General features: G+C 65.6%; 15 protein-coding genes and 1 pseudogene. 7 read left to right on the top strand and 9 right to left on the bottom strand.

Features of this window, described 5'->3' with window-relative positions; genetic code table 11:
* The first annotated feature begins 7 nt into the window (after nt 1–7).
* The 3 genes from DVU_RS15510 to DVU_RS15500 all read left to right on the top strand — a co-directional run bounded on the left by DVU_RS15510 (nt 8) and on the right by DVU_RS15500 (nt 3,351).
* On the top strand, nt 8–1,078 hold the full coding sequence (locus DVU_RS15510) for a sulfite exporter TauE/SafE family protein (RefSeq protein ID WP_010940556.1): 1,071 nt from the start codon (nt 8–10) through the stop codon (nt 1,076–1,078).
* Nucleotides 1,029–1,847 carry a universal stress protein gene (locus DVU_RS15505; protein WP_014524640.1) on the top strand — a complete coding sequence of 273 codons (819 nt, stop codon included), beginning with the start codon at nt 1,029–1,031 and terminating at the stop codon, nt 1,845–1,847. Before DVU_RS15510 ends, DVU_RS15505 begins: the two co-directional genes overlap by 50 nt.
* Before the next feature lie 244 nt (nt 1,848–2,091).
* A complete protein-coding gene (locus DVU_RS15500) occupies nt 2,092–3,351 on the top strand; it encodes an aromatic amino acid transporter (RefSeq protein ID WP_010940554.1) in 1,260 nt (419 codons plus the stop codon).
* A 27-nt stretch (nt 3,352–3,378) separates the two neighbouring features.
* Here DVU_RS15500 and DVU_RS15495 read toward each other — a convergent pair whose 3' ends face one another.
* Nucleotides 3,379–3,906, bottom strand: a complete 528-nt coding sequence (locus DVU_RS15495) for a hypothetical protein (RefSeq protein ID WP_010940553.1) — start codon at nt 3,904–3,906, stop codon at nt 3,379–3,381.
* 190 nt (nt 3,907–4,096) lie between these two features.
* Here DVU_RS15495 and trhA point away from each other — a divergent pair, with 190 nt between their 5' ends.
* Complete coding sequence (gene trhA / locus DVU_RS15490) at nt 4,097–4,744, top strand: PAQR family membrane homeostasis protein TrhA (RefSeq protein ID WP_010940552.1); 648 nt, start codon at nt 4,097–4,099, stop codon at nt 4,742–4,744.
* A 287-nt stretch (nt 4,745–5,031) separates the two neighbouring features.
* Here the strand turns inward: trhA and DVU_RS15485 are convergent, their stop codons facing one another.
* The 5 genes from DVU_RS15485 to DVU_RS15465 form a co-directional block, all read right to left on the bottom strand.
* Nucleotides 5,032–6,426 (bottom strand): aldehyde dehydrogenase family protein, encoded by a 1,395-nt coding sequence (locus tag DVU_RS15485; protein ID WP_010940551.1) that lies wholly within the window; start codon nt 6,424–6,426, stop codon nt 5,032–5,034.
* 17 nt (nt 6,427–6,443) lie between these two features.
* The gene (locus DVU_RS15480; RefSeq protein WP_010940550.1) at nt 6,444–8,087 is read right to left on the bottom strand and encodes an acetolactate synthase large subunit; all 1,644 of its coding nucleotides are present in this window, start codon (nt 8,085–8,087) and stop codon (nt 6,444–6,446) included.
* 407 nt (nt 8,088–8,494) lie between these two features.
* Nucleotides 8,495–10,825 (bottom strand): FAD-dependent oxidoreductase, encoded by a 2,331-nt coding sequence (locus tag DVU_RS15475; RefSeq protein ID WP_010940549.1) that lies wholly within the window; start codon nt 10,823–10,825, stop codon nt 8,495–8,497.
* A gap of 78 nt (nt 10,826–10,903) precedes the next feature.
* Entirely contained in the window at nt 10,904–12,538 is a 1,635-nt protein-coding gene (locus DVU_RS15470) for a glutamate synthase-related protein (protein ID WP_010940548.1), read from the bottom strand.
* Nucleotides 12,502–13,629: a class II glutamine amidotransferase domain-containing protein gene (locus DVU_RS15465; RefSeq protein ID WP_011791395.1), complete on the bottom strand. Its 1,128-nt coding sequence runs from the start codon at nt 13,627–13,629 to the stop codon at nt 12,502–12,504. Before DVU_RS15465 ends, DVU_RS15470 begins: the two co-directional genes overlap by 37 nt.
* Nucleotides 13,630–14,219: 590 nt before the next feature.
* Between DVU_RS15465 and DVU_RS15460 the strand changes: the two genes are divergently transcribed.
* On the top strand, nt 14,220–15,905 hold the full coding sequence (locus DVU_RS15460) for a glycosyltransferase (protein ID WP_014524639.1): 1,686 nt from the start codon (nt 14,220–14,222) through the stop codon (nt 15,903–15,905).
* Between the two features lie 762 nt (nt 15,906–16,667).
* Nucleotides 16,668–18,299, top strand: a complete 1,632-nt coding sequence (locus DVU_RS15455) for an L-lactate permease (RefSeq protein ID WP_010940541.1) — start codon at nt 16,668–16,670, stop codon at nt 18,297–18,299.
* A 160-nt stretch (nt 18,300–18,459) separates the two neighbouring features.
* Here the strand turns inward: DVU_RS15455 and DVU_RS15450 are convergent, their stop codons facing one another.
* The gene (locus tag DVU_RS15450) at nt 18,460–18,693 is read right to left on the bottom strand and encodes a hypothetical protein (RefSeq protein ID WP_010940540.1); all 234 of its coding nucleotides are present in this window, start codon (nt 18,691–18,693) and stop codon (nt 18,460–18,462) included.
* 1,016 nt (nt 18,694–19,709) lie between these two features.
* On the opposite strand from DVU_RS15450, the gene DVU_RS15445 reads away from it, so the two are divergent.
* Nucleotides 19,710–20,609 (top strand): ADP-ribosylglycohydrolase family protein, encoded by a 900-nt coding sequence (locus tag DVU_RS15445; protein WP_010940539.1) that lies wholly within the window; start codon nt 19,710–19,712, stop codon nt 20,607–20,609.
* Nucleotides 20,610–20,843: 234 nt separating this feature from the next.
* Here the strand turns inward: DVU_RS15445 and DVU_RS15440 are convergent, their stop codons facing one another.
* Together DVU_RS15440 and DVU_RS15435 are read right to left on the bottom strand one after the other, a co-directional pair.
* Complete coding sequence (locus tag DVU_RS15440; protein WP_010940538.1) at nt 20,844–21,344, bottom strand: hypothetical protein; 501 nt, start codon at nt 21,342–21,344, stop codon at nt 20,844–20,846.
* A 79-nt stretch (nt 21,345–21,423) separates the two neighbouring features.
* Nucleotides 21,424–22,409 (bottom strand): annotated as a pseudogene (locus DVU_RS15435) (ABC transporter ATP-binding protein).
* Between the last annotated feature and the right edge of the window lie 2 nt (nt 22,410–22,411).

Here is a 22,411-nt window from a genome sequence, read left to right as displayed (position 1 = left end):
CATCGGCATGGATATTCTCGCGCTCGACCCTTCGCGCTTCATCGAACTCAATGCCGCCTCGGTGGCGTTCCTCTTCATCGTCGGCTTCATCGGCGGTCTGGTCAGCGGCTTCATCGGTTCCGGGGGGGCGTTCGTGCTCACGCCCGGCATGATGAGCCTTGGGGTACCCGGTACGGTGGCTGTGGCCAGCAACATGTGCCACAAGTTCCCCAAGGCCCTCGTGGGCACCATCAAGCGCTTCAAGTACGGGCAGGTGGACCTCAAGCTGGGCCTGTACATGGCCATCTCGGCGGCCGTGGGGGTACAGGGCGGCATCCGCATCCAGCAGATGGTGCTTCAGACATGGGGTCAGGCCGGTTCGGACCTCTATGTGAGCCTGTCGTTCGTGGCGGTCCTCGTCATCGTGGGCGGCTACGTGATGCAGGACGCGATTCGTTGCGCGCGATGCCATATCCCCGAGGGAACGCCCCCGCTGGCCCGTCGCCTGCAACAGATAGAACTGCCGCCCATGGTCACGTTCAAGACCTCGGGCATACGCATCTCATTCTGGTTCACCGTTCCGGTGGGCCTCGCCACGGGGTTGCTCGCCGCTACCATCGCCGTGGGCGGTTTCGTGGGCGTTCCCGGCATGATCTATGTTCTGGGTGTTCCCGGCATCATGGCTTCCGCCACGGAACTGGTCGTGGCGTTCATCATGGGTCTCGGGGGGTCGATCAACTGGGCCATGCACGGGCTTGTGGACATCCGTCTGGTGCTCATCATCCTCGGCGGTTCGCTGCTGGGCGTGCAGCTTGGCGCCATCGGCACCACCTATGTCCGCGAACACATGATCAAGGTCGTCATGGCCACCATCATGCTCATCGTGGCGGTGAGCCGCTGTATCGCCCTGCCGGGCTATCTCGTGAAGCTGGGCCTTATGGACCTGTCGGCATCGACACTGACCATCCTCGGTCGGGTCAGCTTCGTGTGCATGTGCTTCGCGCTGTTCATCGGGGCGGTCATCATCCTCGGTTCCATGTGGAGGGGGCGTGCCGCGGAACGTGCCGGCGGCGTCGCCGGGGCGCATGGTCAGGCTTGATCGCATCCTCGTACCTCTCGTCGACGGGGGCCATGCTCTGGTGGTACTGGAGCAGGCCCTCGCCTTCGCGTCACGGCGCAAGTGCAGGGTGACGGCACTGGCCGTCGGGGCTGAACGGCAGCCGGGCGTGGGGTTCGCGACGGGATGTGCGCCCATACGTCGCCGTGCCGCAAGCCTGCTTGCCGAGGCCTTGCTCCTTGCCGAGCGCTACCGTTTCGACCTCGACTGTCTCTACCGTGAAGGCGACCTTCCGGTGGTGGTCGACCGGACCGTGCGCGAGATTGGCGCAGACCTCATCATTCTGGGGGTCGCTTCCGGCATGGATGTGGAGTCCGGCACGGACGCGCACGTTCTGATGGTGCCGCAGGGTATGCCAGCGGCAGGCATAGCGCGGCTGCTTGCGGCGACCTCGGTCGGCAGCCGGGATGATGGCATCGTGCCTCTCCCCGGACACCATGCTGCGCATCATGCCGGACAGGAGGCTGATGGAGCCCGTCCGCTACCGGTCGGCAGGGCGCACCAGAATGTACCTCCGGTGTCGCCGGGGCTGTGCGTCGCAGACTGTGCGGCACGCCTTCGCGAGATGGGGATGCGCGTACGGCGTCATATGGGGCGAGACCTCTATTCGCTCATGATCGACGAGACCGTGGAGGAGACGCTGTTCGCCAAGGCGCGTCCGCTTCTTGCCATTCTCGGACGCAGGCGCAAGCGTACCGTCCCGGTCAAGACGGGTGGCCCAGTCCCGGCACGCCGTACCCGCCGCGCCTGAGGGGGTAACGGACATTGGCCGGGGTACGGCAAGCGCTTCACGGCGACATGAGGCGGCGCGGGTGGCCTTCTGCATGAGATTCGCGCCGTGCTTGCCCCTGCGAGGGTTGCACGGTACAACCCCCGTTCCTGTCAGCCGCCCCGGAGTCGTCGCGGGGCGAAGTCCAACGGAACGTCGACACGACTCTGTTCAACAATGAGGAGTGCATAGCGCGCTCCTCTTTTCATTTATCGAGGGAGTATCCATGCAGAACGCGGCTCATCGCCCCGGGCAGAACGCGGCACATCGCCCCGGAGTCTTCGGTGGCACCATGATCATCGCCGGTACGTCCATCGGCGCAGGCATGCTCGCCCTGCCCACCATCTCGGCGGGCATGTGGTTCGGCTGGTCGCTTGCGGTCATGCTGCTGGCGTGGCTGGTCATGCTGCTTTCGAGTCAGGCACTGCTCGAGGTGAACCTGCATTTCGAACCGGGGGCCAGCTTCCACACCCTCGTCCGCGAGACACTCGGCCCCGGCTGGAGCGTCATCAACGGCGCGGCCGTGGCTTTCGTGCTGTACATCCTCGTCTACGCCTACGTCAGCGGGGGCGGTTCCATCATGCGGCACACCCTGCTGGCGGTCTCGGGCTACGAACCCTCGAAGCTGGCGGCGGGCCTCTCCTTCGCGTTGCTGCTGGCGGCATGTGTGTGGTGGAGCACATGGATCGTCGACCGTCTGTCCGTCATCATGATGGGTGGCATGGTCGTCAGCTTCATCCTCTCCATGTCCGGGATGCTCTCGGACATCCGCGCCGACGTACTCTTCGACGCCGGAGGCGAAGGCGGTTCGGCCCTCTTCGTGTGGGGGGCCCTCTCGACCTATCTCACCTCGTTCTGCTTCCACGCCAGCGTGCCCAGCCTCGTGAAGTACTTCGGGCGCAGGCCCGCCGACATCAACCGCTGTCTCGTGGGGGGCACGGGCATCGCCCTCGTCTGCTACCTGCTGTGGATAGTGGCGTGCGACGGCACCATCCCCCGCGCGGAGTTCAGGGATGTCATCGCCGCAGGCGGCAACGTGGGCGACCTCGTGCGTGCGGCAGGTTCCAACCTGAACAGCGGGTTCATCCTGCGGATGCTCGAAGCCTTCTCTGCGCTTGCGGTGGCGACGTCGTTTCTCGGGGCGGGCTTGGGCCTGTTCGACTACATCGCCGACCTGTGCCGCTTCGACGACACGCGCGCCGGACGCACGAAGACCACGCTGGTCACCTTCGGCCCTCCCACCGTGGGCGGTCTGCTGTGGCCTGACGGCTTCCTGCTGGCCATCGGCTGGGCGGGGCTTGCCGCCACGGTGTGGTCGGTGGTCGTTCCCGCACTCATGCTGCGGGCGAGTCGCGCCACACGTCCCGCGCCGGGCTACCGTGTCGGCGGCGGCAGCCTTACGGTGCCTGCACTGCTGGCCTTCGGCCTCGTCACCGCCGTGTGCCACACGCTCTTCGTCTTCGGTGTGCTGCCCATGTACAGGTAGCCCGTATCGCGTCCGGCGCTGGGCAGGCTAGACATCGAAGCGGGTCCTGCCCCACGGCTTGAACACCGAGATGATGACCACAAGGATGATGGTGGCCCATTGCAGGGTGTTCACGGTCAGGTGCATGCCGATGATGCTCCACGTCTCGGTGGGGATGTCCTGTATGGCCAGACTCCGGGCGATGCCCCGCTCAAGCCATGGCACGACCACGAGCCCGCCGAACACGATGAAGCCGATGTTCACCAGCCATTTGGCGATGATCCACCGGAATCTGAGAAAGCCGTACGGGGTCCTGCGGGCGTAGAGGATGCCGCTTGCAAGACAGCCTAGCGCCCCCGGTGCGATGATGAAGAAGTCGATGGTCATGAGGATGCGGTTCTGGGCGAGCAGTTCAGCAGGACTCTGCGGGTGGAAGAGGCAGATGACGGAGGTGAGTGCCGCCGTACCCCCTATCCACAGCCCTGCCGACAAGAGATGCAGCACCCTGATCCATTTTCGGGCTCGGGTGGAGATGTGTTCGGCGATGGTCTGGATGGTATCGCGCGTCCATGACATGAGCGGTCTCCCTGTTCGAACTGTGTGGCTTCCGTGGCGTTGGCTGGCGTTCCCCTTCGTCCGCCTGTCAGCTGTGGTCGCTGCCATGCTCCCTTGGCATCGAGGGCGGACATCGAGCCTTCTCACGGGATGACGCCGACCATCCATTCGGGTAGTATCCCATTGCACCTGTAGCGACGGGAGGGGAGCCGTGGCTGTACGATTGAGGGAACCCGTCAATGGACTGACCCACTGTCTTGGCGCTGTCCTTGCGCTGGTGGGGGCCGTGCTGTTGCTTGCCCGCGTGGCGTCGCCCGCCATGCCGTGGCACATCGTCACCTTCGCGGTCTTCGGCACCGCCATGGTCATGCTCTACACGGCGAGTACGCTCTACCACTGGTTGCCGCTTTCCGAGGCGGGCGTGCGGCTGTGGCGGCGCATCGACCATTGCATGATCTTCGTCTACATCGCGGCGACCTATACGCCCATATGCCTCATCCCGTTACGCGGGCCGTGGGGCTGGTCGCTCTTCGGCAGCGTATGGGCGCTGGCGCTGGCTGGCATCTTCGTGAAGGTGTTCTGGCTGCATGCGCCGCGCTGGCTGTCGACGGGGTTGTACCTCGGCATGGGGTGGATGGTCATCGTCGGCGTGTACCCGCTGGTGGTGAGCCTGCCCGCCGGGGCGCTGTGGTGGCTGCTGGCGGGAGGCCTGTTCTACACCGTGGGTGCCGTGGTCTATGCCAGCCGCTGGCCCAACGTGGCACGGCATTTCGGCTTCCATGAGCTGTTCCACGTGTTCGTCATGGCCGGAAGTTTCTGCCATTTCCTCGTGATGTACCTGTACGTGAGCAGGCTGTAGCCCGCGGCAGCCCTCCCTCCGCGCAGGGAGGGCGTTTCGCTGTGAGAGGCTTTCGGCTGCCGCGTGTGCAGGCGAAAGCGCCCGTGAGCGGATACGCTGTGGGCTGCACGTTGAGCTCAGACAGCCTCATATCGGGTTGCGTGATGACCGCGTGGTGCAGATTCGTTGCCCCGTCTCGTCGCCCTTCTCGTCTGCCAGACGCCGCCTGTTCTTGCATGCACCCTGTTCTCGTGTGCGCCCTCTTATGCCGTCGCTGTATACCCCCAAGCCGTTGTGGTCGCATCCCGTCATGCCCATGCGGGTGAACGCAGCACGATGAGCTTCTCCGTCGTCATTTCGTGCATGGCGGGGCCTATGCCGCCCGTACCCATGCCCGATTCCCCACGCCCGCCGAAGGGCATCCAGTCCACACGGAAGGCCGTGTGGTCGTTGACCATGACCCCGGTGGCGTTCAGCCGCCGCGCGGTGTCGAGGGCCACATCCACATCGCGTGCGAAGACCGCTGCCTGAAAGATGAAGGGCACGTCGTTGGCGCGGGCGATGGCCTCGTCGCGGTCGCGTGTGGAGAAGACCGCCACCACCGGGCCGAACACTTCGTTGCGGGCAAGGCGACAGCCCTGCGGCGGGTCATAGACCACCGTGGGGGAGTATAGCGTCTCCGAAAGGGGGGCACCGCCGCACAGCACCGTGCCTCCGCCTGCCCGTGCCTCCTCGACCCATTCATGGACGCGCGACACCTCTCGCGGGTCGATGAGCGGCCCCACTGCGGTGTCGTGTCGCATGGGGTCGCCGGTGGGCAGTTGCGCCGCCGCTGCGGCAAGGCGTTCGGCGAACGTGCGCGCCGTTTCGTGCGGGGCGAAGACACGCTGCACCGAAACGCATACCTGCCCTGCATGGTAGAAACCGCCTTTGAGCAACAGGGGGAGTGCGGCGTCAAGGTCGGCGCTGGCGTCCAGCACGACGGGGGCGGCCCCGCCGTGTTCCAGTGCGCAGGTGGCACCGGGGGCCAGCTTCGAGCGCAGGTGCCAGCCCACACGCGACGACCCGATGAACGAGAGAAAGGCCACGCGCGGGTCGGCGACCAGCTTCTCCGCCGTGGCGGCGGCGCAGGGCAGCATGGTGGCCCATGCTTCGGGCACTCCGGCCTCGTGCATGAGGCGCAGCACGTTGCGACACGAAAGTGGTGTCGCCGACGCGGGCTTGACCAGAACGGGGCAACCCGCCGCGAATGCGGGAACCGCCTGATGCACGATGAGGTTCACCGGGTGGTTGAACGCGCTGATGGCAAGCACCACCCCGCGTGGTTCGCGTACCGTGAAGGCCAGCCGCCCTGCCGAGGCCGGGGTAAGGCCCATGGGCACCTCGCGTCCGCCGAGTTGTGCCAGTTCACGCGCGGCCCAGCGCACGCCGTCGATGGCGCGTTCCACCTCCACCACGCTGTCGGCCCATGGTTTGCCGCCTTCGCGGACGGCATCGCGCACAAGTGCTTCGGCGTGGGTACGCATGAGCGTCGCCAGCCGTTCGAGGATGGCGAGACGTTCATGGGCGGGGATGCGGTGCGCCGGGTCGCCATGCAGGGCATGGGCGCGCTCAAGTGCGGCGAAGGCCTCTGCTTCGGACATGAGGGGCACTTCGCCGACGGTGGAGAGGTCGAAGGGGTTGCGGACGGTGATGCTGCTCATGGTGTCTCCTTCACGCGTCACAGCAGGCATGTCTTGCTGCGGAGTTCTTCGATGAAGACCTTTTCGTTCTCGCTGTAGTCCACCGGGACTTCGATGAGATGGACGCCCGGCGTGGCGAGGCAGCGGCGCAGGGTCTGGCGCAGCCCGTCAGGGGCTGAGACGCGATGCCCCGTGGCCCCGTAGCTTTCGGCGTAGCGCACGAAGTCGGGGTTGCCGAAGTCGAGACCATGCACGGGCAGTTCCATGCCCGCCTGCTTCCATTTGATCATGCCGTAGCCGTCGTCGCGCAGCACCATGACCGTGAGGTCGACGCCGAGGCGCACCGCCGTCTCGAGTTCCTGCGAGTTCATCATGAACCCGCCGTCGCCGCACAGGGCCGCCACGGGGGTGCCGGGGCGCAGCAGGGCCACGGCAAGGGCCGAGGGAAGGCCCGCCCCCATGGTGGCGAGGGCGTTGTCCAGCAGCAGGGTGTTGGGGGCATAGGCGCGGTAGTTGCGGGCGAACCACAGCTTGTACATGCCGTTGTCGAGGGCCAGCACGCCGTTCTCGGGCATGGCTTCGCGCACCTCGCTGACGATGCTCTGAGGCGTGGGCGGAAAGGAGTTGGTGAGGCCGGTGGCGTAGACGTGGGCGTCGATGTGTTCCTTGATGCGCCTGAGGTAGTCGTCGTCCGCGCCGGGGCAGCGTCCGACGATGTCGGCCATGAGTTGCAGCGATTCGCCGATGTCGCCCACCACCTCAAGCTGCGGGAAGTACACGTCATCGACCTGCGCCGGGAAGACGTTCACGTGGATGACGGTGCGCCCGTCGTCGCGGTGCATGAAGAAGGGCGGCTTCTCCACCACGTCGTGCCCCACGTTGACGATGCAGTCGGCACGTTCGATGGCGCAGTGCAGGTAGTCGTGGTCAGAGAGTGCCGCCGTGCCGAGAGACCGGGGGTGCCGCTGGTCGACCGCCCCTTTCCCCATCTGGGTGGAGAAGAAGAACATGCCGGTGGTGTCGATGAAGCGGCGCAGGTGGCCGCATACGTCGTGCCGGTTGGCCCCTGCCGCCATGAGCAGCAGCGGGCGTTTGGCCTTGCGGATGCGTCGCGCGGCTTCGCCCACGAGTTCAGGGTCGGCCTGTGCAGGGCGAACCAGCGAAGGGGTGTGGGGTGTGGTGGCGACCTCTTCGGCGGCGATGTCCTCCGGCAGTTCGATATGCACGGGGCCGGGCTTCTCCTTGGCGGCAAGGCGGAACGCCTCACGCACCAGCGAGGGGATGGCGGAACCCGAAGCCACCTGCCGGGTCGACTTGGTGATGGGTTCCATCATGCGCACCACATCGAGAATCTGGAACCGCCCCTGCTTGCTGTGCTTGATGGGCTTCTGCCCGGTGATGACGATGAGCGGCATACCCCCGAGGCGTGCATAGGCCACGGCGGTGACGAGATTGGTGGCACCGGGGCCGAGGGTCGAGAGGCATACGCCGGGGCGTCCCGTGAGTCTGCCGTAGGTGGCTGCCATGAAGCCCGCCGCCTGTTCGTGGCGGGTGAGTACGAGCCTGATGGACGAGGTACGCAGGGCCTCGAGAAAGGCGAGATTCTCCTCGCCGGGGATGCCGAAGATATGGTCGACGCCCTCTGCTTCGAGACAGCGGACGAAAAGCGTGGCGGCGTTCATGCGTGCTCCTTGCTGCGACATGGGTATGAAGAGGCCATACCATCCTATGCCCACCGGGTGCACGCGCTGTCAATGTGGAGGAGTCGGTTCGAACGTAGTTGGGAGTCCGCGGATTACTGCCGTATCGTGAGAGCATGCCTGAGTGTCCGATGTGACCGGGATGCTATGCCATGGGGCAAGTGGCTAGAATGCCACACCTATGAGATATGGCTTGCCTCATCGTTGTTGCCGCAGTGGATTCGACCTGCCGGTGGCGTCGCGTCACGTAAAAGGCCCCCCGGTCGTCCGGGGGGCCTTGCATGTTCGTCTGGCGCTGTCGCGTCCTGTGGCGTGCCCCGCGGCTGTTCAGTGGCGGCGGGACACCTGTGCCAGCGTCTTGGGCACGGGCACGGCGGCGTTCGAGGCTGCTACTCCAGCGGCGTGTTCTCCACGAGGTTCCAGATGCCGCACGGGCACGCCCCGGCGCAGAAGCCGCAACCGATGCATCGTTCGCCGTCCACAGTCATCTCGAAGCGTCCTTCGCCGAGGTCGCGGCGCGAGATGGCCCCCTGCGGGCAGATGGTCTCGCACACGCCGCAGTCGCGGCATGCGCCGCAACTCACACACGCTTCGCCGCAACGTTCGAGGTCGTCGAAGCCGGAGATGCGCGGGTCGAAGTATTCAAGCTTGATGCGGGCGGTGTCCACCATCTCGCGGGTGTCGGAGACGGGGCGTTTGCCCTCTGCCATGTCCGCGATGGCACCGGCGGCCTTGCGACCTGCGCCGATGGCCTGCGTCAGCAGACCGGGGCGCACCACGTCGCCGATGGCGAAGACGCGGGCGTCGGTGGTCTGGCCAAGGTCGTTGACCGTGACGTAGCCGCGTTCCGTGGCGATGGTGTCGGGCAGGTAGTCGAGGTCGGGCGCATCGCCGATGGAGAAGACCACCGTGTCGGCGGGGATGAGCTCGCCGGTGGTGAGCACCAGCCCATCTGCGGTCACCTCGCGGGTGAAGCAGGGCCAGCGGAAGGTGGCACCCACATGTTCGGCTTCGTCGCGCTCCTTGCCGAAGGCGGCGGGGGTCTGGATGTCGACGAGGGTGATGGATTCGGCACCGAGGCGTGCGGCTTCGGTGGCCACGTCGCATCCCACGTTGCCCGCGCCGACGATGACCACGCGCTTGCAGGGCTTGCCGTTGCCGGACTTGGCATCGCGCAGGAAGTCGAGGGCCGTGGTCGCCAACTCCCTGCCGGGTACGGGCAGCATACGGGGTTTGCTCGCCCCGGTCGCCAGCACCACGAAGTCGAAGTCGGCGCGCAACTGTTCGAAGTCGTCCTTCGTCAGCTTGCGGTGCAGGTGGATGTGGGGCAGCACCTTGCGTACGCGTTCGAGTTCAGCGTCGAGAACCTCGCGCGGGATGCGGCTTTCGGGAATGGCCGAGGCAATCTTGCCGCCGAGGAGAGGCTCCATGTCGTGGATGACGGCTTCGATGCCGCGCATCCGTAACTGCCACGCCACGGAGATGCCCGCCGCACCGCCGCCCACCACGGCCACGCGCTGCCCGGTGAGGGGCGGCAGGGCCGGTATGTCGGAACGCACCCCGGCCTTGCCGAGCATGGTCACGTCCACGGGCTTCATGCGTTGCAGGTTGCGGGTGCAGCCCTGCATGCAGAGGTTGGGGCACAGGTAGCCGCATACAGTGGCGGGAAAGGGTGTGTAGGCCAGCGCCATGTCCACGGCCTCGTCCACGAGTCCGTCACGCACCAGCCGCCACCGTTCCTGTACGGGAATGCCCGTGGGGCAACTCGACTGGCAAGGGGCCGCGTAGCGGGCGTTCTCCCACACGGGCACGAAGCGGCGCAGTTCGCCGGTGGTGATGAGCGGGATGGGGCTGCGGTCGAGCGACGTCAGGTCGCCCACAAGACCGCCCATGCCCAGTTCTCGGTCCCACACGTTGCGGCGGAAGTCGGAGATGGAGCGGCGGGTCTTGCCCGTCTTCTCGTAGGGGCCGCGCGCCACGATGCACTGCCACTCCTCACGCACCGAGAGCGCGGCGGCGAGTTCGGGCTTGCCGAGGGCGGCGGTGAAGTCGGCAAGGCCGTCCACCAGCCACTGCCACAGGGCGTCGTCGATGGGGTCGAGGCGCGCGTCGGCCTGCGAGAAGCCGTCATAGGGACCGCGCACGAGGATGCGCCCGCCCACCATGCCCACGCACGGGCGGTAGCCCAGCACGTTGGCGGGGTTCTGTGCGTTGAACCCGCAGACCACGGCGGTGCCGCCCGCCATGAACTCGGCGAAATAGTCGCCCACGCTCCCCAGCACCCAGAGTTCGGGGGCGGTGAAGCGCGGGTTCTGCTTGGTCATGGTCATGCCGCGCGAGCCGATGTTGCCGCCCACGCGGATGCGGCCTTGCGCCATGGCGTTGGCCGTGCCCCCGCCCACGTTGCCGTGGATGAGGATGTCGGCCCCGGCGTTGAGCCAGCCCACGTCCTCGGAGGCGGGGCCCATGACCTCTATGCTGGTGCCTTCGCATCCCATGGAACCGAGACGCTGGCCCACCGCGCCGCGCACGGTCACGCGCACGGGTTCGGTGCGGGCAACCCACAGGCGACCGCCTATGCCGTGCTGCCCTGCCGCCTCGATGTCGATGGTGCGCGCGCCATCCTGTACGGCCTGTTGTATGCGCTCTTCGAGCCTGCGCGACGAGACGCGCTCTCCGTTATCCAGTCCGCCGATGCGGATCGTTTCATTGCCGGACATCATGCTTCTCCGCTTGCGTTTGCCGCGGCGCGTGTGCGCCAGCGGCCCGGTGCGCGGGGCCGGGAACCTGCCCGCCCGCTAGACGACGTACCTGATGCCGAGCCTCTCCGCCGCATTGCGGTCGGCGATGCCGAGGGCGTCTGACATGCCCACGGGCAGCGATGTGGAGCGGCCCAGTGGCGCGAACACCTTCTTCAGTTCGGTGTCGAAGGCGAGGTACACGTCCACCAGCCTTTCGGCGACCTTCTCGGGGTCGAGGCGGCGGTACACCCTCGGGTCCTGCGAGGTGATGCCCTTGGGGCAGCGGCCTATGTTGCAGATGTTGCAGCGGTCGACCTCCGAGCCGACGCAGCCCGCAGCCGCCTGCATGATGTACTTGCCACTCTGCACCATGCTGGCGCCGAGCATGATGAGCGCGGCGGCGTTGTGCGCGAGGTTGCCGTTCTTGCCGATGCCGCCGCCCGCCATGATGGGAATCTCGTTCTGGCGGCCCTGCGCGGCGAGGGCGTTGTAGCAGTCGCGGATGTTGGAGGCGATGGGGTGTCCCATGTGGTTCATGGAGATGTTGTAGGCCGCACCCGTGCCGCCGTCCTCACCGTCGATGGCAAGCCCCGCCGCATAGGGATTGCGGACGAGGTTGTTGAGCACGGCCAGTGCCGTGGCGGTGCCGGATATCTTGGGGTAGACGGGCACGCGGAAGCCCCAGGCCATGCTCATGGACTGGATCATCTTCGCCACGGCCTCTTCGATGGAGTACTTGGTCTGGTGCGTGGGCGGACTCGGCAGCGAGACGCCGGGGGGCACGCCACGGATTGAGGCGATGAGCTTGTTGACCTTGTGCCACATGAGCAGGCCTCCGTCGCCGGGCTTGGCACCCTGCCCGTATTTGATCTCGATGGCGCAGGGGTCTTCCTTCATCTCGGGGATGGCGTGGAGTATCTCGTCCCAGCCGAAGTAGCCCGAGGCTATCTGGAGGATGACGTACTTGAGGAAGCGCGAGCGCAACAGGCGCGGGGGGCAGCCGCCCTCGCCGGTGCACATGCGCACGGGCATGCCCATCTCCTCGTTGAGGTAGGCCACGCCCATCTGCAACCCTTCCCACATGTTGGGCGAGAGCGCGCCGAAGCTCATGCCGCCGATGACCAGCGGGTAGATTTCGCGCACCGGCGGCACCCAGCCGTTGCCATGCAGCGCGGCCATGCCCTCTTCGGGGGGCAGGATGCGGCCCAGCAGGGTGCGCAGTTCGAACTCGTGCCGTCCGGCATCGAGGGCCGGGTCGGTGAGCATGGAGATGCGGATGAATTTGATCTGGTCGAGCAGCCCCAGCGGGTCGTTGCGTCGCCCGCCACGGGTGCGCGGCTGTCCGCCACGGTTGTTGTGGAAGCGCAGTGCGGTGGCCTCGGCCTGATGCACGGGGCGGATGGCGTTGTTGGGGCAGACCATGGTGCACATGCCGCAGCCCACGCAGGCATAGGCCGCGTCGGTGCGCTGGCGTACGCCGTGGTAGACGGTGTGCGCGTTGGACGGGCGTTTGGCGAGGCCCACGGGCGCGTCGACGATGCGCTGCCGATGCACGCCAAGCTCGATGGCGTTCACCGGGCACACGGCGGTACAGCGACCGCACAGCGCACAGGTGGCCCTGTCCCATTCGACCTGCCATGGCAGGTCCTTCACGCTCAGGGTCGAGGGGGTAATGCCTTGAGCTGGCTGCATACGGTGACCTCCTGACAATCCGGCCTGACGTAGGCCGTGTCGAGATGCATGGGCTGGAAGTCCAGCGCGGGGTCGCGGTCGGGGATGGCCGCGTCGAGGCCGCAGATTTCCGACGAGAAGGCGTAGATGCCCGGCTTGCCGCCCACCACGCCGGGGCGCAGCTTCTTGCGGTCCTGCACCATGAACATGGTGCCCTCGGGCGTGACGCCGATGACACAGTTGGGGCCGTCGATGATCATGCGACGGCACACGGTCTGAAGCCGCGTCAGCGTGGCGCTGTCGGGGTGTTCGGCCAGTTCCGCGCCGCGCAGGGGCGTGATGACGTGCTTGTACGCCTCCAGCGGCAGACCGAGACGCCTGAGCGTGAAGTGCAGGATGTGCGCGAATACCTCGGAGTCGGACTGGTAGCCCATGTAGCCGGGGATGCCGCGGGTCTGGAGGTACTCGCGGATGGGCACGAAGGCGGTGTTCTCGCCGTTGGTCATGGTGCACACGCCTTCGATGAAGAACGGGTGGCACGCATAGAGATTGATGGCGTAGTTGGTGTTCTGGCGGCCCTGACACAGGATGCGGCGCGCGTGCAGGTCGCTCCTGTCGAGGTCGAGCCAGCGACCGATGGTGAGCGGGTCGCCCACCTCCTTGATCATCACCACACCGGGCCAGAAGGAGAAGGCCATCATGTCGCGCTTCTCTTCACCGGCTTCGCGGATGGCGACGCGCGTCTCCACCAGCGAGGCGGCGCGGTGCGCGGCCGAAAGCTCTTCCCATGCCGGGGCGGGTTCGTACACCTGCGCAAGGTACATGCCCCGGCGCGGCGTGCCCGCAGGCGGGTCGGTCTTGCGGATTTCAAGACTGTGCACCGGGCGGAAGCCGCGCTCCTTCATGAGCGCGTCAAGGCGCTTGCGTCCGGCATCGGTGAAGATGCCCGAAAGGACGGGCCGCCCCTCGTGGGCGGCGAAAGGACCTTCAAGCCCCGAAAGATACAGGCCCACGCCCGACCCATCGTGCCCTTCCTTCATGACATTGAGGGCATTGATGGCGAGCATGGGCGAGACCGGGGATGTGGAGGTCAGGGCGAACAGGCGACACATGCGCGTTCTCCGTGGTGACTGTGCGGGCCCATGGCCGTGGTGGTGCGACGACGGGAGATTCCGTCGCCGGGAACCGAGAAATATGTCAGAATATCAAAAATGGCAATAAATGTATTTTAAGCGCGTTGTATATGAGAATCTAGTAACATTTTTGTCTATGAATAGATGATAGGAGTCAGCAGGGTGTCCTTGGATTAGCAATATCGAATAAATGAGCGTTTACGCTGCGCAGTCAGGAGGCGGTGTCGCAGCAGCCCCGGGGCCCGACAGGGTGCGCCGAAGGCGCATTCGACGCTAGTGGCCCGAAGGCTGGCGGACGTGAGGCCCGGCGCGGTCCCTGCCGACGTGCAAGGGGGGGGCGCCATGGGCGGGACTGTAGTCATCGCCTATCGAAGCCCCGCACGTCGCAGGTTGTGGCGCATCCGGTCAGGGAGAGATGGGGGAATCGGGGCAGTTGTCATCATTCGGACACCTTGCCGGACGGGGGGGCAGATGAACGGAGTGCCGGAGGTGGAATCCCTTTCGTGGTGGCTGGTTATGGTTGCTGGCATCGCTCTTGCTGGATACTGTGCACCCAACGAGGAGACACCATGCACGCCTATGACACCCTGCTCGCACATCATGTGACGCTGCATCTGCTGCACGGCTACAGCCAGCCGGGCTATGCCATGCTGTGGGCCGACGCCCTCCTGCGCGACCTCGACCGGCAGCCGCCCGCCTTCAGGCAGGGGCGTCTGCATTTCGCGGCGGGGCTGCTGCGCCAGGCACTCATGCTGCATCCTTTCGACGACGCCCTGCGTGGACTGGTGAATACGCTCTCGCGCATGGCCCCGCCGTCTCCGGAGTATGCGGCATGGCTGCGGGGCGTGGAGGCGTGCATCGGCGAACATGCCAACGTGCCCTCCAATGAGGCGCTTGGGCGTGCCTATGATTTGCCGCCCTCGCCCGATGCCGTTCTGGAGGCCGTGCGCGTTGCGGTGGGCAGTGCGTCACACGGTGACGCCTTCGCCTGCCTGTTGCGCTTATGGGAACTTGGTTCGTGGGAGCACATGGCAGCAGGCGTGACCGCGTTCATGGCGACCCCGGTGGCGTCGCTGGTGGCACCCCTCTTCGCCCATGCGGCCCTTGCGGCCGGAGATGACGATTGCGCTGCGTCATGCGTTGCCGTGTCGCTGCCTTCGCCCCTGCTCACGCTCTACCATGCCCGTCGCGCCCATGCCGCTGGCGACCGTGATGGGGCGCGTGACCTGTATGCACAGGCACTGGCGGGCGAACCCGCGCAGTTGCACCTGTTGCGGACGCTGGACGACCTCGACCGCCCTGCGCCACCGGCTGACATCCTTGCGGGCAAGCGCATAGGCATCGGCTTCTATACGTGGAACAAGTTCGAGGTGACCCTCGATACCCTGCGCAGCCTGCTGGCGTCGGACACGGGCGGGGCGACCATCGCGCTCATCAACAACGGTTCGACGACCTTCTCGCGTGAAGACTTCGAGACTGCGGTGCGCGCCACCGCCGCCGGAAGGCCCGTTGAACTCATCCACCTGCCCGTGAACGTGGGCGCGCCTGCGGCCCGAAACTGGCTGTGGCACCTCGATTCCATGCGCGAGGCCGACCTTTTCGCCTTCCTCGATGACGACGTGCTGCTGCCGCAGGACTGGCTGCGTTGCTATGTGCAGGACATGGAAGAGCATCCCGGCACGGTGGTGGTGGGCCCCAAGGGCGTGAACCCCGGTACCCTGCCCACGGTGCAGTACGTGGCGCGTTTCTTCGAGAAGACGGGCAGGCATCTCATACGCTTCACCAACAATGCCCCGCTGGTCATGGATTTTGGGCAGTACGACCATGCGAGGCCCTGCCTCTCCGTCATGGGCTGCTGCCATCTTCTGGACAGACGTGCATGCCAGCGTCTGGGCGTGCCGGATTTCGACATCCGTTTCTCGCCTTCGCAGGTCGATGACCTCGAACACGACATTCAGGTGTGGAAGGCGGGGGGGATGGTGCGGTACGACGGCAGGGTGCGCGTCGTGCACCGGCAGGACGCCGGTCGCGCAGCCCCTCTTTCGGAAGCGGCATGGGGCCATGTGTGGGGCAATCATCACAAGATGGAACGCAAGTTCACCGAAGAAGAACTCGCGTCCATCGACAGGGCCACTCGCCGTGCCGATGCGAGGGACCTTCTCGCCACCTATGGCAGAACCGCCCCGAGACTGCCTGCTGCTGCACGGATGCTGGCAGGGCTTTGCGTCAGGACATTGCAGGCCGCTGCGGAATGACCTCGCCAGCAGAGGCCGCCTCCATGCACGGGCGGGGGCACGAGGCGTCGCGTCGCGCTGCATGATCACGGGGTAGCCGTGGCGGATGGCGTGGCGGCGAGATGCCGGAGAAGGCGCCTGCCCTGCGCTGCTGGCGGGAAAAGCGACGTGTGAGCATGACTTTCAGATGTTACCAATGCCGGACGGCGCACCGTAAGGTGCGCCGTCTTTGCATGCGTGCCCCTACACATGGACAGCCTGTAAGGGTAGGCGTGTGAGGGCGCTTCAAAGAGCCCGTTGCGGCGAGAGGATGCCCCTTCATGCGTAGGCGTCGCAGCCGTGGCGTTCCTCCCACGTGACACGGACTGCTTGTCTTGCACAGGCTGTCCATTTTCTCGGACTCGCATGTGTTACTGCCTTTTAATGGATACGCAGCGTGTCGTGTTTGTCTTTTAATAACGATGTATTATGGGTTTGTCAGTGTTATGCGGAGTTCATGAGCGCGGGTTAATGTATATGTGCAAGTTGTTCAACCAGTGTGCGGGCGGAAAAAACCTATTCAATTGTCATGGGTTACATCCGACTCGGGGAGCCTGTGCCGCGTTTGCCCCTGAAATGGCGGGCGGGAAGGGGCGAAGGCTTTGCACAAGTGAAGTGTCTGGAAAACCGTACGGATAGGTGGGATGGCTTGTTCATGGGCGTGGTGATGCCGTAATGCGCGCATAAGCATCACAACATGCGGGCCTGCGGCTAGGCCCGTGCAGCCCTGAGGAGGAACCGTTCATGAATTGGATCCAGAACTACGACCCGCTGTCCAGCGCGCTCGGCTCGGCCCTTGTGGCGGCCATTCCGCTGTTCATCCTGTTCTACATGCTCGCGGTCAAGCGGGCCAAGGGCCATGTGGCCGCATTCCTCGGCACGACCAGCGCCATCGTCCTCGCCATCGCGGTGTGGGGCATGCCCGTGTCTCTTGCCGCCAGCGCCACGCTGTACGGGGCGGCCTATGGTCTGTTCCCCATCGTGTGGATCGTCATCACCGCCGTGTGGGTCTATAACATGACCGTCGAGTCGGGCGAGTTCGAGATCATCAAGGATTCGCTGGCCCGCCTCACCGACGACCGTCGCCTGCAGGCCATCTTCATCGCCTTCGCCTTCGGCTCGTTCATCGAAGGTACGGCCGGCTTCGGCACGCCTGTCGCCATCACCGCGTCCATGCTGGTGGGCCTCGGCTTCAACCCGCTCTACGCCGCGGGTATCTGCCTCATCGCCAACACCGCCCCGGTGGCCTTCGGCGCCATCGGCATCCCGATCATCGTCGCAGGTCAGGTCACCGGCCTCGACACCATGCACATCAGCCAGATTGTCGGCCGTCAGCTTCCCTTCCTGTCGGTCATCGTCCCCATGTGGCTGTGCGTGACCATGTGCGGCTTCAAGCGTGCCATGGAAGTGCTGCCCGCCGTCGCCGTCGCGGGTGTGTGCTTCGCCGGTTCGCAGTTCGTGTTCTCCAACTACCACGGCCCCACCCTGCCGGACATCATGTCCGCCATCGTCACCATCATCGGCCTCGTGCTGCTGCTTCGCGTATGGAAGCCCGCCACCACGTGGCGCTTCCCCGGTGAGGCCGAGGTGGAACTGAGCGCCGTGTCGCAGTACAGCGCGGGTGACGTCATCCGTGCATGGATGCCCTACATCATCCTTGCCGTCATGGTGTTCTTCTGGGGTCTCGACGGTGTGAAGAAGGTGCTCGACGGCATCTTCTCCGTCTCGGTCGACTGGCCCGGCCTGCACAACCTCATCGAGAAGACCGCCCCCATCGCCGCCAAGAACGCCCCTTACGCAGCCAAGTACAAGCTGAACCTCATCTCGGCTGGCGGTACCGCCATTCTTCTCTCCGGTCTGCTGGCTGTGCCCGTGATGCCCAAGTACGGCTTCGACAAGGCCATCGCCTGCCTGTTCCGCACCTTCTACCAGCTGCGCTTCCCCGTCGTGACCATCGCCATGATCCTCGGCCTCGCCCAGATCATGAACTACTCGGGCATGAGCTCCACGCTGGGCATCGCCTTCACCAAGACCGGCTGGCTCTTCCCGTTCTTCGCGCCGCTGCTCGGCTGGCTTGGCGTGTTCCTTACCGGTTCCGACACCTCGTCCAACGCCCTCTTCGGCGGGATGCAGCGTGCCACCGCAGAGGCCGTGGGTGTCGACCCGCACCTCACCGTGGCTGCCAACTCCTCGGGTGGCGTCACCGGCAAGATGATCTCGCCCCAGTCCATCTCGGTGGCGACCGCTTCGACCAACATGGTCGGTCAGGAAGGTTCCCTCTTCCGCTTCACGCTGGGGCACAGCATCGCCATGACGCTCTTCGTGTGCGTGCTGACGCTGCTGCAGGCCTACCCGTTGAAGGGCATGTTGCCGTAACCGCCGGTCGGCGCGATCCCGACGCGTCGCTCCGGTTCTCGGAAGGCTCCCCTGCGCAGGGCGGGGGAGCCTCTTTTTGTCTGGTGTATGCAGACGGCTGGAACCAGCGGCCAGCGGACAGCGAGGCCAGTTGCCGCAGGCGGGCCCCTTCGTTGGCTGTTCAGGCGTCGAGGTCGATACGGCGGTTCCACACGCAGTTGACGCGCACCCTCTTGGTGAAGCGTTCGAGGGGAACGTAGTCGTCAAAGGCCTCGCATGTCTTGGTGAAGGCCTGACGCTTCTGGTCGAGGTTGAACCTGTCGCCGTAGAAGGCGTCGAGGTCGGCAAGGATATGCAGCCAGAGGTCGTCGTCGGAGATGTCGGGGTAGACGGGGTCTGTGGGTCTGTTGCTCATGGATTCTCCTTGGGTTGCGGAAAAGGGATAGGACCGGTGCGCGCCGAAGGCAAGCCCACGATGCGTTTCGTGCATTTTGTGCAGCATGGTGCACAAGAGCGTGCGCAAGTCTGCACATGTGCACGACGGCCGTGAAATGGTACGCTGTTGTAGCGTTCTGATATTTATGGAGATGATCCTTTGGCACGGTTGGTGCTTTAGAGAAGGCAGGCAACAAGGAGCCTGTGATGCACATCCGCAACCAACGATACACCGGCAACGGCCGACCCGCAGCCCGAGCCATAGCCGTCCCTCTGGACGTCATGCTCTTCGACCTCCCCCCCGCAGAGCGTCGAGGCATAGAAATCATGGCAGACTTCTGGCGCACGTCACAGCGCCTCTTCGCCGGACTTGCCCGGTCCGGTGCCCTCCTCCTTACGCGACCCTCCTCTGCCAGGTCATCGTCGGGCGAGCGATGATGACCAGCCGGGGCACTCCCCCCGGCCCCTCCTCCCCAGAAAGGCCCGGACAGCAGTCCGGGCCTTTCGCCGTTGCAGCGCCGATGCAGAATCGGGGCTGCAACGGTCGGCACAGTGAGCAGGCAGGGGCCCCCCTGCCGTGGGCGAACGCCTGCCGTGCCTTTCCACCCGGCGCCATGCGTGCCTCTGGCGCCATCGCGAGCATGAATCGGCTGCATGACGCCGAGGTGGCACCGACCCCGCATCGGGGGCGGTCGTCTGTCGCTGGCAGGCCCGGACAGCGGTCCGGGCCTTTCGCCGTTGCAGCGCCGATGCAGAATCGAGGCTGCGACGGTCGGCACAGTGGGCTGACAGGGGTGCCTCCTGCCGTGGGCGAACGCCTGCCGTGCCTTTCCACCCGGCAATGGAGGTGTCTGTTTGCGGACGCTGACAGACTTCGCAGGATATGTTACAGTTACGCCAAGACCCGTAGTCCAACCCCGCGTTATCCCGTCGCCCCGTTGCGGGGCACCACGCCGTTGAAGGCTGCGGGCGCTCACCGCCCACAGGAGAACGGACATGACACGCATCGAAGCCGCCATACTCGCCTCGTTCGTAGCGGACTCGCTCGCACTGGGCGCACACTGGGAATACGACCAGCAGCACATCCTTCAGGAATACGGCCGCATGACGGAAATGCGCGCCCCCGGAAGGCGCGGATACCATGCCGGAAAGGCTCTTGGCGACCTGTCGCACTACGGCGACCAGACCATGTTGCTCTTCAGGTCCGTGTCGGCCCTGGGGCGTTTCGACCTCGCAGACTTCGCCCGGAGATGGGTCGAGGAGATGTCGCACTACAAGGGCTACATGGACAAGGCGACCTTGGGCGCGCTCGAGAACTTCCGGGCCGGACGCCCCCCTTCGGCGACAGGCGCCATCACCAACGACTTCGCCGGTGCTTCACGCATCGCACCGCTTCTGGCAGTCCATGCCGCAGCGCCCGATGTGCTTGTCGAGGCCGCACGTGCGCAGACGCTCATGACGCACGGGGCACCCGTCATCGGCGACGGTGCCGCGTTCTTCGCCCGCACCGCGTTGTACCTGCTTGATGGCGCAGGCATGGAGGACGCGTTGCGCAAGGCCGCGTCAGAACCTTACGGTGCCCTGCCCGCGCAGGACTGGGTGGAGTTCGCGCTCATGGCGGGTGGCACCGATACCTCTGCTGCCATTGCAAGGTTCGGCCAGTCATGCGGTATGCAGGGCGCCTTCTGCGGGGTGGTGCACATGGCGGTGCGTCACGAACACGAACCGGAGACGGGCCTTGTGGAGAATGTCATGGGCGGAGGCGACTCGTGCGCGCGCGGGCTCATGCTGGGGATGCTGATGGGCGCGCGCCACGGTGGCGAGTGGTTGCCCCGGAGATGGCTTGATGCATTGCGTGTGACCGGAGAGGTGCGTGACTGGTTCGAGTCGCGCTAGGTCTTTTGGCTGACGCGGGGGGGCGTTCCTCTCTGTCCGTCGTTTGAGCGGGTTGCACCCGTGCGCGAACGTGTCATGGATGGCGGCCCGACATGCGGTCATGCCACTTGAGATTGTAGCACATAGCGGAGATGAGACAGGGGCGACCCGGCTTGGCCGGGTCGCCCCTCACGCTACGCGGAACCCCTTCCGCGGAAACGACAGTGGGAGCGCATGGTGCCCTGTGCGCGATACCTACTGCACGGTATCGCAGGAAGAGGTGGAGGCGCGGGTGCTGGCTTCGCGCGCGGCGTCAATCTGGGCCTTCACCTTGTCGGAGTTGCGCCATTCGGCGAACAGGGCCTTCCATGTGGCGAAGTCGAGGAACCCCTTGTCGAGTTGCTCTTCATGGGTCTGCACCCATACGCCGAAAAGCTGAATCTCGTTCTGGAAGGTGGTGCTGCCGAAGACGGTGGCGGGCACGCCGTCACGCATCCGTTGCCCTTCGACGTGGGCGGCCACGTAGGTGCACACGGCCTGCTGCGAGGTGGTGTGGTCGATGACCTGTCCGTTGAGGGCCTCGACCAGCGGCACGAGGTGGGCGTGCTGTTCAGTGATGCGCGCAAGGCTGGCTTCGGGCACCTCGATGGTCAGCGTGTCGCCCTCGCCTTCCTTTATGAAATAGAACCGCAACCAGTTCTCGAACATCAGGATTTCGCAGATGTCCTGAACGGCATTGGTAAATTCGCTGGACATGGTGTCTCTCCTTGCTTGGTGGGTCGCGTGGACAGGGGCACTATGATTCCGGTGCGGCGTCAGCGTCAAGTCCAATTTTTCACAAGCCGCTTGCGAGAAGGTGGCAGCGGGCCGTGTGGCTCATCTGCCCCGTTCCCGCCACCGTGTGCCATATCGGGTCGTCGTCTGTGCATCGGGCGATGGATTCGGCGCAACGCGGGTGGAAAGGGCAGCCCGTAGGCACGGCGAGTGGGCTTGGCAGGTCGCCCGAGAGGGCCGGACGCCGCGTCCGGCGCGAAGGGTCGCGTCCGGGGGCCGCTGCCAGCAGGGCCCGGGTGTAGGGGTGCGCCGGGGTCCGCAGCAGTGCTTCGCGGGGGCCGTATTCGACCACCCTGCCCAGATACATGACCGCCATGCGGTCACTCATGTGGCCCACCACCCCGAGGTCGTGGGAGATGAACAGGTAGGCAAGCCCCATCTCGTCCTGCAGGTCGCGCAGCAGATTCAGCACCTGCGCCTGTACAGAGGCGTCGAGCGATGAGACGGCCTCGTCGCAGACCACGAGGTCGGGGTTGCTGATGAGGGCCCGCGCCACGGCGATGCGCTGCCGTTGCCCGCCGGAGAATTCGTGCGGATAGCGGCTGGCGTGTTCCGGTCGCAGGCCCACCCGGTCGAGCATGGCGGCGACCCGTTCGCGGCGCCGGGCTGCGGAGGAACGGCCGGAGGCCGTCAGTGGTTCGGCCATGCTGCGGCCCACCGACATGCGCGGGTCGAGCGATGAGAGGGGTCTTGGAACACCATCTGTAGCCTGCCGGTAAGGCTGGTCTGCACCTTCGTGCCGGGGGTCACCAACGAGTCCCCGTCGAGCAGGATGTCGCCGTGCGTGGGGTCAAGCAGGCGTACGACCAGCCGTGCCAGCGTGGATTTGCCGCACCCGCTTTCGCCCACGAGGCCGAGGGTCTCGCCCTTGTCGACGGAGAGGCTCACGCCGTCCACCGCCTTGAGCGTCAGCGGTGTGGGGTCGAAGAACCCCCGCCGGACGGTGAAGTGGCGTGAGACGTCACGCAGTTCGAGCAGTGGTGTCATGA

It is taken from the genome of Nitratidesulfovibrio vulgaris str. Hildenborough (assembly GCF_000195755.1).
Classification (GTDB): domain Bacteria; phylum Desulfobacterota; class Desulfovibrionia; order Desulfovibrionales; family Desulfovibrionaceae; genus Nitratidesulfovibrio; species Nitratidesulfovibrio vulgaris.
Note: the sequence above shows the minus strand (reverse complement) of the source record. Positions and strands in the feature narration are given on the sequence as shown.